We start from the raw sequence: 13,157 nt of genomic DNA on the forward strand, positions 1-13,157 counted from the left end.
GGGGGTAAGTTATGGGAAATGACTTAATTCAGGTTGTCAATCAGCCTACGAGTAAGGGTTATGAATTATTAAATAGTATTGTTACTAATACTTCTGGCAATGTCTATGGTTTCTGGCCTTATGTTCCTGCTGACACAATTGCAGCCGCGATGGCTAGACTATCTAGAAGTCCTGATGATCTCAGAGTTAACCTACTTTTAGAATTTTCTAATGAAATTAAGCATCTAGATAGAATTCAACAACTATCCAGAGAAGTCGATAGAAACAAGACAAATAATCTCATGAAACGAGTTCTTACAGCCTATGGAGATGACTCAGTTCAACAGCTATTACCAATTCAACTAGTTGTTGAAAATACCTCAAACATTATGACAAAGACTATTGAGTGGCATAGATTAGGTGCCTATCTAGAACAATCTACAAGATACATATTCTTTGATCAAAAAATCAATGGCCACTACCGATATCATACTCCAGAAGAATTATCTGAATCTGATAAAATCTATTATCAATCTGTAATGGACCAAGTTTTTGACAACTATTCAGCCCTAGTCACCAAGCTAACACAATATATTCGAGACAAAAATCCAAAACCAATAGATAAGGGTGAATACCTTGCTTGGGTAGCAGCTACTAGAGCCCAAGCATGTGATAGTGCCCGACCTTTACTACCAGTAGCAACTACTTCAACAGTTGGCATAGTTGCCAATGCTCAAACTATCGAATATATGATTACTTCCTTAATTTCAAATCAGTTAATAGAAGCTCAAAAGCTAGGTCTATCAATCCTCAAGGAAGTTCGCAAGATCTATCCAGTATTCTTTGAGCGTGTAGACATGCCTAGTCGAGGATTAACTACCTCAGCTTATAAATCACAAATCAGTATGAATCTTGAGCAACTTGCCCATGAGCTCAAGTTCCCAAAAAGCCCTAATGATAAATCAGTCAGACTGATTAATGTATGGCCTAACTTTGAAGAAATTTATAGTAAGATACTCTTTGAATACACTCAGGCTGACTCAATATCGTTAAAGTCTATTACTGACCAGTACGACTCGGAATCATCAGAAAGACTCTGGGAAGCATTTATTGGCAAAAGAATGAATCGTAGGCACAAACCAGGCAAAGCCTTAGAGATAATCCATTATGAATGGGAAATTATTGGAGATTATGGGACATTTAGAGATCTTCAACGTCATCGAATGGTAGATGATATGCGTTGGCAAAAACTCTCTCCAGAACTAGGTTATGATGTTCCAGAATTGGTCATTGAAGCTGGTCTTGAATCAATCTTTCGGGAGACAAATGAGCTATCTCACCAACTCTACAACTACCTAGAGGAGACTCAAAATCAATCAATTGCCCAATACGCCTGCTTACTCGCAAATAAGATACGGTATCGTTTTGTAATTAATGCGCGTAGCCTAACGCATCTTCTTGAAATCAGAACTACTCCACAAGGCCACCCTGGCTATCGCAAAATCTGTCAAGAAATGTATAGTCAGGTAATGAAATCTACACCGGAAATCGCCAAGATGATGAGATTTGTCAGCCAAGATGAAGACCCAGAGCTAACTAGACTAGCGAGCGAACAAGCAACTGTCAAAAAATTAAAGGAACTAACCGAACAATGACAAAATATATCTTCGTAACCGGTGGAGTTATGTCAGGCTTAGGTAAAGGCATCACTGCAGCTGGTATTGGTGCCAATCTTAAGGCAGCAGGATACAATGTCGGTATCCTCAAATGTGATCCTTATCTAAACTTTGATGCAGGGACCCTCAATCCAAGTGAGCATGGAGAGGTCTATGTAACAAAAGATGGAGCCGAAACTGACCTCGACCTGGGGCATTACGAAAGATTTCTTGATCTAGAATTAGATCAAAGTTCTTCTCTAATGAGTGGTAAGATACTTAGTCAAGTCATCCAAGACGAGAGAGAAGGGAAGTACCTTGGTAAAACAGTTCAACTTGTTCCACATGTAACCAATAAAATTCAAGAAGATATCATAAAGTCTGCTAAAAACTATCAGATAATGCTTGTCGAAATTGGTGGAACGATTGGAGACATAGAGGGACTAACGTTCATAGAAGCAATTCGGCAAATGAGAAGGCGAGTCGGACCCAGTAATGTAGCCTATGTTCACCTAGTATATTTACCTTACCTCATTACTAGCAAGGAGTTCAAGACCAAACCTGCTCAAAATAGTCTCAAGATTTTGCAATCTTATGGTATTAAGCCAGACCTAGTCTGTGCAAGATCTGACCAAGCAATCAACTCTTCTAGCCTAGAGAAATTGAGCATCTTTGCTGACCTAGACCAAGAATACATCGTTCCTCTTCCTACACTAGACAGTGTCTATGAAGTCCCCCTCTATCTTAGTAAATTTTCAATCACCAAGATATTTTCTAAGCTCTTAAATCTTGATCAATACAGTCCTGATTTTTCGATATGGGAAGCCTTAACTGACAAAATAGCTAGTAGTAGTGGCAAAAATGTCACAATCGCTATAGTCGCTAAGTATCTTGACAATCAGGATACTTATACTAGTATTGTCGAAGCCCTTAAATCAGCTGGTTGGGAACTTGGAGTAACAGCTAAAATCAAATGGGTTGATAGTGAAGATCTGGAAAACCTAGAAACCAATCTTGTAGATTGTCAAGCAATCTTGGTACCTGGTGGTTTTGGTTCTAGAGGAATCGATGGTAAGGTGTTGGCTAGTAAATTTGCCCGTAAAAATCAAATCCCATATCTGGGGATTTGCCTCGGTATGCAGACAGCAATCATTGATATAGCAAGAAATGAACTCGGCTTAACTGATGCAAATAGTACTGAGTTTGACACTGATACCAAAGATCCAGTAATCCATCTCATGGATGAACAAAATCACGTAACAAAACTTGGTGGGACTATGAGACTAGGTAATTACCCAGCAATACTTGAGGCTGAGTCAATTATCCATGGGCTATATCAGTCCAGCCAAATTACCGAACGTCATCGTCATCGCTATGAAGTCAACAACCTATATAAGTCAAAGCTAGAATCAGTGGGGGTTAAGTTTGTGGGACTATCTCCAGATAGAGAGCTTGTGGAATTTATCGAACTAGATCAATCAATCCATCCATTTTTTGTAGCGACTCAAGCTCACCCCGAATTTCGCTCTAGACCAATGAAACCTCACCCTCTATTCTTGGGCTTACTGAAAGCAACTATATCAACAGACCGATAGTGTAGCCAAAAAACAAAACCCATAACCTTGACCGTATCTTACGGTACATACCTGTCACTGTTACTTCTCATCATATCTATATATATGATTTATCACAATAACAATAATTCTAGATCCATAATCTATTACTCCAAGCGAACAGGTTTGTTTTGGGCGGCTACAGACCTGACTCCCAGCCGTTATTAAATCAAATCTCCGAGGAATATTGTAGGATTTTTTGAGCAAAGTAGCTCATATCATCCTCCGAAACCACGTCTTCCGTCTTGTCATCCCTCAAAACCCGAGGGCTTAGCTTCACGTCATCCTCCGATTGTTCATAGAACAATACGGGGGATCCACCCCTACTGGCACTTGGATAATCCCTTAATTCGGAATACTAGATATTTTATACCATACAAATAATCAAAGGACACCATAAGCGTAATGGATACTTAGGCGCTCGGATACTTTGGTTTTGCTGTATTTTATATGATACAATAAGTCTTATGAATCCAATTAAAAAAGTCCTATTAGTCGAAGATGATAGTCAGCTAAGCAAGATCTATCAGACCCGATTAGAAGCAGAGGGCTTTGAGCTCAAAGTTGCTCAGGATGGCGAAGAAGGATTGGCAATCGCCTTAGACTTCAAACCAGATTTAATCCTGCTTGACATTATGATGCCAAAGATTTCCGGATATGATGTATTGGATATTTTAAAAAATACTCCTGAGTTCAAATCCAAGATTGTAATTATCAGTGCGCTTTCTCAGCCAAGTGACATCCAGCGAGCAAAATCCCTCGGAGCTGATCAGTATCTAGTCAAGTCTCAAGTCAGCATTGCTGAGGTAGTAGATACAATCAAATCCCTAGTCAGTTAATCAATGTCTAGCTATCTTGCCCAGATTGGCAGATCGGTTAATCTGACTCTTGCCGAACTTAGATCAATCTATGCAGTCTCAGAAGTTTTCTCTAATGAGTTTGTCCAATTTCAAACCAAACTAGCCCCTTCAATAAATCAACTCGGGTCTACCCCAAAAGTAGCTGAGATAATAGAAGATCTTGATAATCCTCAAGATTTATTTTCTAGAATTAAGCAAATCATAATTTCAACTCTACCAAATAAGCAAAAACTTAACCTCGCAATCTCAAACTATAGTGACTATAATCTTAGCTCTACTCAGCTTCTCAGACTAAAAAAACAACTAAGCCAGCGAGGGATGAAAGTTAGGCTGGTTTTGCCAACCTCAGGCAAACAAGCCTTGACCAATACTCAAACATTTCACAACAAGCTTGACCAACTCCCAAACCTAGAGTTACTGATCATAAGATCAAACAATAAATTCTTCCTAGCTAAAACAATTGGAATCCAAAACCCAAACCTGTATAGTCTTCGAGACTATCACAAGCCTGGCAGGGATAGCAAGGTAGGCATGCTACCTCCTAAGCTTGCCCAAATCATGATCAACCTGGCTCAACCAGGGCTAGATGATCTAATCTATGACCCATTCTGTGGAACTGGCACTATTAATATTGAGGCTAGCCTACTAGGACTCTACAATGTTGGCTCTGACAATTCAAAGGCAGTCCTTGAATTAGCCAAACAAAACCTAACTTGGCTCTTTGAACAAAAAAGCCTAGTTGGGCTTCAGCCTAACCCCTATCGACCAGTCACAGAATCCTTAGTCCAAGGTCTAGATTTATCAGATGCGACTACTAAGCAATCCCTAGATCAACTAAATTTTAAGGGTCGGATCAAAATTGTTAGTGAGGGCTATCTTGGGAAAAATTTTGAATCACATCCAAATCTAGAGCAAATCCTTGAACAAAAATCAAATCTAGAGTCAATCTACTCTCAAGTCTTAACTCTCTGGTCCAAAGATACAAGAATTGACCGAATAGTAATTTGTACCCCCAATTGGCAACTAGATAACCAATCAATATCACTGGGACTTATTGACCAAATAAAAGATTTGGGATATAATTTATTGAAGTTTGGCCTTGAGGCGGCGAATAATCAATTGATATATGGTCGTCCCGGTCAATTTGTAAGAAGAGAATTATTAGTATTGGAGAAGAGTAATGTCAAAAACTAAAGCCGGTGGTTCTACTAAAAACGGAAGGGATTCCAAGGGTCAAAGACTAGGTCTCAAGCTTTTTGGTGGACAAATTGTCAGAACTGGTCAAATTATTTTGAGACAACGTGGTACCAGATATAAATCTGGAAATAATACTTTTAGCTCCAAGGATCAAACCATCCACGCCAGCCAAGATGGCAAAGTAGCCTTTAGGCAACGCAAAGTTCGCAATTATGCTGGTAAGCCAGTAGTAAGAACTTACGTAGACGTGGTAGATACAGCACTCTAGGGTTGGCAAAAGACTCCAAGATTCTTGCCCTTGCACCAATGGAGGCAGTGACCGATTGGGTATTTCGCTCTATCGTTGAGATCCATTCTCCTGCCGACCTATATTTTACTGAATTTTGTTGTGTAGATAGTTGGGATACTCCTGGCTGGGCTATTAGCTCAAAACGTCTTAATAGGTACCCAGGTGAGAATAAATTGATTGCTCAGATCTGGGGATCAAACCCAGATAAGTATTATCAAGTCGCCAAGCATCTTAATGCCAACAACTACCAAGGGATCGACATCAATATGGGATGTCCTGATAAGGCTGTCATCAAAAAAGGTTGCTGTGCAGCCTTGATAGATAATCCTGCCTTGGCTCAAGAAATTATCGAAGCAACCAAAAATGGAGCCGGAAATCTACCAGTCAGCGTTAAAACTAGGCTTGGTAATAAACAAGATCAATCTATAGAGTGGATAAGTTTTTTGGCTAGTCAACAAATAGATATGCTGACTGTTCATGGCAGATTAGCTAAAGATATGAGTAAATATCCTGCTGATTGGATGAAAATAGGTACTTGTGCTAACATTGCCAAATCAATTAATCCTAAAATTAAGTTCCTAGGTAATGGTGATATATTAGACCTGGATCAAGCCAATCAATATATCAATCAATACAATCTCGATGGAGTAATGATAGCTAGAGGAATTTTCTCAAACTTCTTTATATTCAGTGACCGCAAAGGTACAAAACAAGAATTACTAAATGTTGCCCAGAACCACTTAAAGCTATTCATTACGGCCAATCAGGGTTTTTCTAATCGTCGCTATGCTAGTATTAAAAAGTTTTTCAAAATGTATATTAGAGAGTTTGATGGTGCTGATAATCTACGTGCCAAACTCATGAATACTACTAGCCCTGAGCAAGCACTTCTTCTTTTATCTTCTTAAGAAATTCAGGAGTAACTTGCCCAGTTGTACCAGACACCAAACAAAGTGTTCGCCTCCCATCCTTATCCTGAGAATTAAGAAAATACGGACCCACCTTGATATATCCTCCATATCTAATTGTATTTCTCGTAGTCGGATTCAGGTATATTTCTCTGTATTCTGCACCCTGTTCCATACAAGGAGCTCCATGTCTTTCGTACACCAAGGCAGTCGGCAAAGAATAAACCATATTCCCACCACCATCTTTAATCTTTATAAAATCACCTCTAGGTAAAAATCTTTCTGGAAGATGACTTGTTAATAATAGTTTTTTATTGGGATCAGATGGATCTAGGGTATGCATAATAGTTATCAGATCTTGATCCCTCTGCATCCTAGATAGACTCTTGTCTTGACACTGTTGTGGTATCCATAAAGTGGGGGGGGGTACCCTTCATAATATTCTACTAAGTCTTCTAAAAGACTCCTACCTAGCCCAAGATATTCACCAGCCTTTCTAGCTTCACTCATTACAGCCCCTAAATTACAATGGTATAATACCATAATATGGGTCAAAAGTTTAGACTATCAGCAAACACCATCAAATCAAAACTCACGTTTCGCAATATTATCATTGCTATTGCAATCATTGGCCTAATCAGCCTAACTTCATCTAGTATCCCCCAATTCAAGAACTTGACACAGACTATCAAAGATATCAACCTAGCGATCTTATGCTTGGCAATCTTGCCACGTATACTCAGTATTTATTGTCAGGCTGGATATTTTAGGAGTATCATCATCAATGATAAGAAGCATCCTTGGCCAGCCATCTCACATATAGCACCCTTCTGGACAATGAATACCATTAATCTACTAGTTCCAAGCGGAGGAATTGCTGGAATAAAATATATGCAGACCAAACTATATCCAGATATAAAATTTAGCGAAATTAGCTCTGCAAATTTCCTATTCTATATATTTAATGGGCTCGCAATCTTTAGCTGGCTAGTTATTGCCTTCTTTAGCCTAATCTGGAGTGATAATATCGACTTAATCAGCTTCAAGATTGTTTATATTATCCTAGGTCTACTGATTGTTCTAATGCTGGTCTTGATCCTGATCACGATTGCTATTGATTTCTTTAAAAATCTGACCAATATCGCCTTAATCCCGATTGAAAAACTAATCAAAAAATTCAGACCCAACTTTAATCGCGACCAAGCCGTAACTTTTATCAATGATCATCTTGATCAAATCCACCGCTTAATTACACAAGACAAAAACTTTATTTGGCCACTTGGTTTTGCGCTATTAGGAGTATTTGCCGATATCCTGACTATTACTATTGTTTTTTGGTCACTAGGAGACATTCTCAATATTGGAATTATCATAGTCGCCTATAGCTTTGCTCTGGGTAGTAGTATTGGCTCAATACTAGCAGGTGGAGTAGGGATTTATGAGACTGTGATGACTACTACCTTTGTCACCCTTGGAGTACCTCTTAGCTTAGCCTTGCCCGCTACTCTAATCTACCGTCTTGTCAGTGTCTGGATCCCAATCATACCTGGCGCATACTACTACAAACGCTATCCATCTAGACTAGAATCAAATCCTACCCCAGACGATGCTCAAGACATTTGACAAAGATCACATTGACTTAAGCTTACTACTTAGTCGCCCTATCCGAAGGCAAGACCGCCAAAGTTTAGCCCTGGTAGCTAGTGACCTTCTCTCAATCCACCAGGTAGAACCTCTATACCGAACAATTGCTGATAACTATCAGTTTTTTCTTGAGAACAAACCAGACCTCAATCTGCCAATATCAGATATTAACTACCTTACTAACCAACCAAGAAATTTTAACCAGATAGTGTATGGGACTGGATCTAGCTTCAATGAAAAGCTCAGATCTAGCGTTGCTAGATCTCTTGCCATTAATCCAATGGCTAGCCTTAGTTTCATTGGTCAGTCTAGTAAGTGGCTACTAAATACAGATAAAGTCAATATTTCTAATCTAGACCTGAGGCTAATAATTGATATTCATCAATTCCGCAAGCTTACCAATGACCTTGACATCACCTTACCTCAAGATACTGATAATCTGATTCTCTTGGAAGACAGTATTAATAAGCTAATGACCAAACTGAGCTTATCTAGTATCGGCTTAATTCTCCGAGATAAATTGTGGCTATATTTTAGTCCAATTAATAATCTAATTATAAACTTCACAATCCCCAGTAGCTTAATGCTTGATCTAATCCAGGTAATTATTATTAGCTTTCAGGAACCGAACAATTCTGCATCTCTCAATCTGGTTGGTAGCATTTTAACCAAGATCCAAAGTAGCCAGCTCGAATTAAGCCTTGACCAGCTCAAAAGCCTTTTGGTTTAAGCGGACAAAAAATAAATAACCCTCCGATTGTCCGTAGGACAATACGGGGGATCCATCTCTGCTGAGGTTTAGATAGTCTTTTAATGCAAAATACTGGATATCCCATAAATCCCTAAGGGATTTTGGAATATGACGCAGGGGCGTCATATTCCGAAGCTCGGAGAGCTTACGGGGGATCCACTTCTACTGACATCTGGATAGTCTTTTGATACATAATGCTGGATCTCCGGTCTTGCCCTTCGGGCAACCCGAAGATGACGGGATGGAGGGCTGGGTTTTAAGAGGTGACGGAATGGAGGTTATGAAGCCTTTCAAGCTGATACGCTTGAGGATGCAGTTGGGATTTGTAAGTCTTGGATATTCAGGAAATCAGCAAAAAACAGAACTAGGAAAATGTAATGAACTAACCCGGACTCTAGATACTATGACTAGCAATCCCGACAACCAAAAGTTTGAATCTTATCTCAATCTGAAAGAAGTTTCTTAATATCAATAGACTTCTTACTTCTTACCGAAGGACTCAAATGCTCTAAGGATTTCCAGTGGAAGTGCAAATACCACGGTATTAGACTTGTCACTACTCAGGTCATTTAGAGTATTAAGAGTTCGCAAATGAAGAGCCCCTGTACTTTGCGCCAGAGTATCTGCTGCCAGCTTGAGATTCTCGGCAGCAATGACTTCACCCTTGGATTTGATCACAACAGCCCGTTTTTCACGTTCAGCCTCGGCTTGCTTAGCAATCACCCTTTGCATATCCTCGGGCAAAATAATATCTTTGAGTTCAACACTCTCAACACTAATCCCCCAGGGATCTGAAGTTGAGTCAATAATCTTACGGATTTTATCAGCAGCAGTTTCACGATTGGCTAACAACTGATCTAGGTCCATCTCACCACAAACATTACGCATCGTAGTCTGGGCTAGCTGGCTAATAGCAAAATAATAATTTTCAACTGCTAGTACTGCCTTGGAGGCATCATTAACCTTGTAGTAAATCACTGCATTTATCCTAGCTGAAACATTATCTTTGGTGATTGCCTCTTGGCTCGGTACATCAACAGTCTTGACCCGAATATCAACCTTGATCATGCTCTGAATAACTGGGAATATCAATCTCCAGCCCGGATCAACAATCCCCTTATAGCGGCCAAATTGAAATTTTACCCCTCTTTGATATTCATCGACTTGTCTTATACTGATCAGGATAATCACGATCACAATCACTATTATTACAATACCCATTACCAGCTCCCGATTAATACTCTAGTAGTATTATGCACTATATAAATACAAATATAAAGTATTAAATCCAAGAGTACCCAGCATTGACCCACCACTAGGCCTGTGCTAGACTTGGATTAGTCCTTGGTGGAATGATTTGTTACAAAACAAATTAACGGGGAAGTAGGGTGAGATTCCCTCGCTGTGCCGCAACTGTAAGCTTGCCTAGTCAAGCAAAGCCAGAATACCGTACCATCAATAGACGTGTCCTTCGTAGCAAAGGAGCGTGTTGATTTAGACACACCTAACCCTTTGCGATTAATATTTACCAAAGAGGGAAGTGATGAAAGTATCTACTATATTGACTGGCAACTTCAAGCAATCTATTAGATTTAAAGACCTAGCAATTCTTGGGATAGTCCTGATAATGATCCTAGCTACCTTTGCTACGATCAAAGTTTTTGCTGGACAAGTCGAACATAGATCTCTATCCAACAACCAACAACAATCGCTAGTTGTTGATCATCAGGATCAGTCAGTATCGACCAACCCTACTTCATCTGAATCAAATTCAACTCCAAGCCAAGAGCCCACTACCCAGTCCGATCAGTCTACACCAGCAGCAACCATTTCTGATAGTAACAATTCTTCTAGTCAACCCGAACCCAACATAGCCCCCCAGTTGGCAATAACTAATCCTAATCCTCCGACCAACCCTTCGAGTCAACCAAACCCAGAGCCTATCCAGCCTGAAACCTTAAATATTAAGCTCCAAATCAATACTGATTCAGTCATACCACTAAAAATACTAGCTGGACTCAACCATTGCCAGCTGCTTGAACAAGCTCACAGTCAAGGCAAAATTAGCCAGCTAAATATTCGCTATTTCCCCGAGTATTCAAGCATGGGGGTAATCAGCATCAATAATATCGGCGATGCCAATCAAGTATATTGGACTTATAAAGTCAATGGAGCTGGTCCACCCCTGGGTTGCTCTCAGGTTTTGGTCAAATCTGGAGATTTTGTATTATGGGAATATCAAGGTAAATAAGGAGTAAAATGCAAAAAATTATTAACTACATTATCACCCTAATGGCAACAACCGGTCTTGTTCTGGTTAGTCCAAGTCTAGCTTTAGCTAGCCCTGCAGTTGGTGGAACTGATTGTCAAATTCTCAGATCTACACAGTATCTCAATACTCAACAATCAATTACAACTGGAGAGATCAATGGCTTTGGTGGTAATTCGGACTGGTCTAGCATTGGTCTAGTCGCAGCTGGACTTGATCCAGCAAGCTTTAGTAATCAATCAGGTCCGACCATAATTGACTACCTAGTAAGTAATCCTTTGGATCCTGCTAGCTCAGCTACTACTATCGAGAAAAGGATTTTGGCAATTAATGCACTTGGACAAGATCCTCAAGATTTTTATGGAATAGACTATCTAGACCGACTACTTACTACTTATCAAGCCAACCAATTAGGTGATCCTAGTCTCCTCAATGATGATATATTTGGAATAATTGCACTCATTGGTAGTGGCCAAACCAATCAAGCAGTCTTGCTTGATAGTCTCAATTATTTGATAACCAATCAAAGTCCTGATGGAGGATTTGGCTATAGCTTGTCCAGTGGTTCCGATACCAATGATACTGCTTCAGCATTAGTGGCTTTGATCAGTAGCAAACAAGCAGACCTTGCCCATTCTAATCTTGATCTAGCCATCAGTAATGCGGTGACCTACCTGCTGAATAGTCAAAATACAGATGGTGGTTTTGGCTACTTGCCTGGTGACATCTCTGATGGATCTTCAACTACTTGGAACCTGATTGCTCTCAATGCAATTAGCACCAACCAAGATGTTCAAAGTTATCAGGAGCTAGCTAGCCAATGGCTGACTAGCAACCAACTTGGTGATGGCGGCTTTGGCTACCTAGCTGAATATGGATCTGATACCTATACCACCAGCCATGCCATAATTGCTTTGACCGGTAACACTTGGCTTAACCTAAGACCAATCCAATTGAATTGCCCTGATCAACCCATTGATCCAATCCAGCCAGTAGTTGAAGATGTCTCAACAGATTTGCCTAATCCATCTACCCAGGCTGAGGTGGGTGAAGTATTAGGCTACACTCAAGTAACCAGCTTGCCAAGTACTGGCAATTTGAATCCTTTGTCTATAATCATTGTCCTAATTCCACTCGCTGTAATATTAAGAAGAATTACACGTATTGAAACAGCCTAATCGCAATCGATCATTGATGACAAAAAGATTGTTTTCTGCTTTAATTTAGTTGTATGGCAGACCACCTAAGACTTGGAGTAATCGGACTATTCAGTAGTGGCAAAGACTATTTTTCAGAATACATACTCGATCATTATTCGGCCGATCATCAATCGACTAGTGATGCGGTAAGGGCACAAATCAAAAAAAACAATCTAGGTAATCTTGATAGAGACAATATGGCACTAGTTGCAAATCAAACTCGAATTCAAGAAGGCAACGATTATTTTGCCCGATTAGCCTATGATTTGCTTGATTCGAAGCAACAAATTTGGCTAGTAAGTGGCATGCGAACAATTGAGGAAATTAATTACCTCAAGGCTCAAGGGTTCAGGATAGTCTTGATAAATGTCAAACCCGAGATTAGATACCAAAGAGCCATTAAGCGAGGTAAGATCGGAGAAAACATTAGCTTTGAATACTTTAGAGAGCAAGAAGATCTTGAGTTGCATTCCAAACTTAGTACCTTTAGCCTAGCCAGGGTTTTAGAAGCGTATGACTACCAACTAAACAATGACGGCGACCTTGAACAGTTTAATGAATCAATCAAGGGATTTATCGACTCTTTAATAAATTAAACCAAGATATTCGATCTATCAGTACTCCATAAGGCTAGCTCAACGGATGGACGGAAAATTCCCACCAATAATATAACACCCGTATAATCTTTGTTAGATAATTAATTAACAAGGAAGGAGTGTCGCTATGCGAATGCTATCACATAGCTTGGAATATGCACCAAGCAGGGATAAGAGTCAGTCTAATAGCTATAAGT

At 39.7% G+C, this 13,157-nt stretch carries 14 protein-coding genes and 1 riboswitch; of the genes, 12 read left to right on the forward strand and 2 right to left on the reverse strand.

Features of this window, described 5'->3' with window-relative positions:
• Positions 1-11 precede the first annotated feature (11 nt).
• From KA531_01340 to KA531_01365, 6 genes are all read left to right on the forward strand, one after another.
• Positions 12-1,634, forward strand: coding sequence for an FAD-dependent thymidylate synthase (locus KA531_01340; GenBank protein ID MBP6005531.1), 1,623 nt, complete (start codon positions 12-14; stop codon positions 1,632-1,634).
• Positions 1,631-3,229 carry a CTP synthase gene (locus KA531_01345; protein MBP6005532.1) on the forward strand — a complete coding sequence of 533 codons (1,599 nt, stop codon included), beginning with the start codon at positions 1,631-1,633 and terminating at the stop codon, positions 3,227-3,229. Before KA531_01340 ends, KA531_01345 begins: the two co-directional genes overlap by 4 nt.
• 485 nt (positions 3,230-3,714) lie before the next feature.
• Positions 3,715-4,086, forward strand: a complete 372-nt coding sequence (locus KA531_01350; GenBank protein ID MBP6005533.1) for a response regulator — start codon at positions 3,715-3,717, stop codon at positions 4,084-4,086.
• A gap of 3 nt (positions 4,087-4,089) precedes the next feature.
• Entirely contained in the window at positions 4,090-5,301 is a 1,212-nt protein-coding gene (locus KA531_01355; GenBank protein ID MBP6005534.1) for a hypothetical protein, read from the forward strand.
• Positions 5,288-5,572, forward strand: a complete 285-nt coding sequence (locus KA531_01360; protein ID MBP6005535.1) for a 50S ribosomal protein L27 — start codon at positions 5,288-5,290, stop codon at positions 5,570-5,572. The genes KA531_01355 and KA531_01360 overlap by 14 nt, the downstream gene beginning before the upstream one ends.
• Positions 5,573-5,574: 2 nt before the next feature.
• A complete protein-coding gene (locus tag KA531_01365) occupies positions 5,575-6,501 on the forward strand; it encodes a tRNA-dihydrouridine synthase (protein MBP6005536.1) in 927 nt (308 codons plus the stop codon).
• Here KA531_01365 and KA531_01370 read toward each other — a convergent pair.
• The gene (locus tag KA531_01370) at positions 6,464-6,874 is read right to left on the reverse strand and encodes a hypothetical protein (GenBank protein ID MBP6005537.1); all 411 of its coding nucleotides are present in this window, start codon (positions 6,872-6,874) and stop codon (positions 6,464-6,466) included. The two genes, KA531_01365 and KA531_01370, sit on opposite strands and share 38 nt — an antisense overlap.
• Before the next feature lie 173 nt (positions 6,875-7,047).
• Here KA531_01370 and KA531_01375 point away from each other — a divergent pair, with 173 nt between their 5' ends.
• From KA531_01375 to KA531_01385, 3 genes are all read left to right on the forward strand, one after another.
• Positions 7,048-8,124: a flippase-like domain-containing protein gene (locus KA531_01375; protein MBP6005538.1), complete on the forward strand. Its 1,077-nt coding sequence runs from the start codon at positions 7,048-7,050 to the stop codon at positions 8,122-8,124.
• Positions 8,108-8,875: a hypothetical protein gene (locus KA531_01380; GenBank protein MBP6005539.1), complete on the forward strand. Its 768-nt coding sequence runs from the start codon at positions 8,108-8,110 to the stop codon at positions 8,873-8,875. The genes KA531_01375 and KA531_01380 overlap by 17 nt, the downstream gene beginning before the upstream one ends.
• 301 nt (positions 8,876-9,176) lie before the next feature.
• Complete coding sequence (locus tag KA531_01385) at positions 9,177-9,362, forward strand: hypothetical protein (GenBank protein ID MBP6005540.1); 186 nt, start codon at positions 9,177-9,179, stop codon at positions 9,360-9,362.
• A gap of 14 nt (positions 9,363-9,376) precedes the next feature.
• Here the strand turns inward: KA531_01385 and KA531_01390 are convergent, their stop codons facing one another.
• Complete coding sequence (locus tag KA531_01390) at positions 9,377-10,117, reverse strand: slipin family protein (protein ID MBP6005541.1); 741 nt, start codon at positions 10,115-10,117, stop codon at positions 9,377-9,379.
• A gap of 110 nt (positions 10,118-10,227) precedes the next feature.
• A riboswitch (cobalamin riboswitch) is annotated at positions 10,228-10,368 on the forward strand.
• 71 nt (positions 10,369-10,439) lie between these two features.
• Here KA531_01390 and KA531_01395 point away from each other — a divergent pair.
• From KA531_01395 to KA531_01405, 3 genes are read left to right on the forward strand one after another with little or no spacing between them, the layout of a single operon-like run.
• Positions 10,440-11,147, forward strand: coding sequence for a DUF4430 domain-containing protein (locus KA531_01395; protein ID MBP6005542.1), 708 nt, complete (start codon positions 10,440-10,442; stop codon positions 11,145-11,147).
• Positions 11,148-11,155: 8 nt separating this feature from the next.
• Entirely contained in the window at positions 11,156-12,343 is a 1,188-nt protein-coding gene (locus KA531_01400; protein ID MBP6005543.1) for a terpene cyclase/mutase family protein, read from the forward strand.
• Positions 12,344-12,396: 53 nt separating this feature from the next.
• Positions 12,397-12,960, forward strand: coding sequence for an AAA family ATPase (locus KA531_01405; protein ID MBP6005544.1), 564 nt, complete (start codon positions 12,397-12,399; stop codon positions 12,958-12,960).
• Positions 12,961-13,157 lie beyond the last annotated feature (197 nt).

It is taken from the genome of Candidatus Saccharibacteria bacterium, assembly GCA_017983775.1.
Lineage (GTDB): Bacteria > Patescibacteriota > Saccharimonadia > JAGOAT01 > JAGOAT01 > JAGOAT01.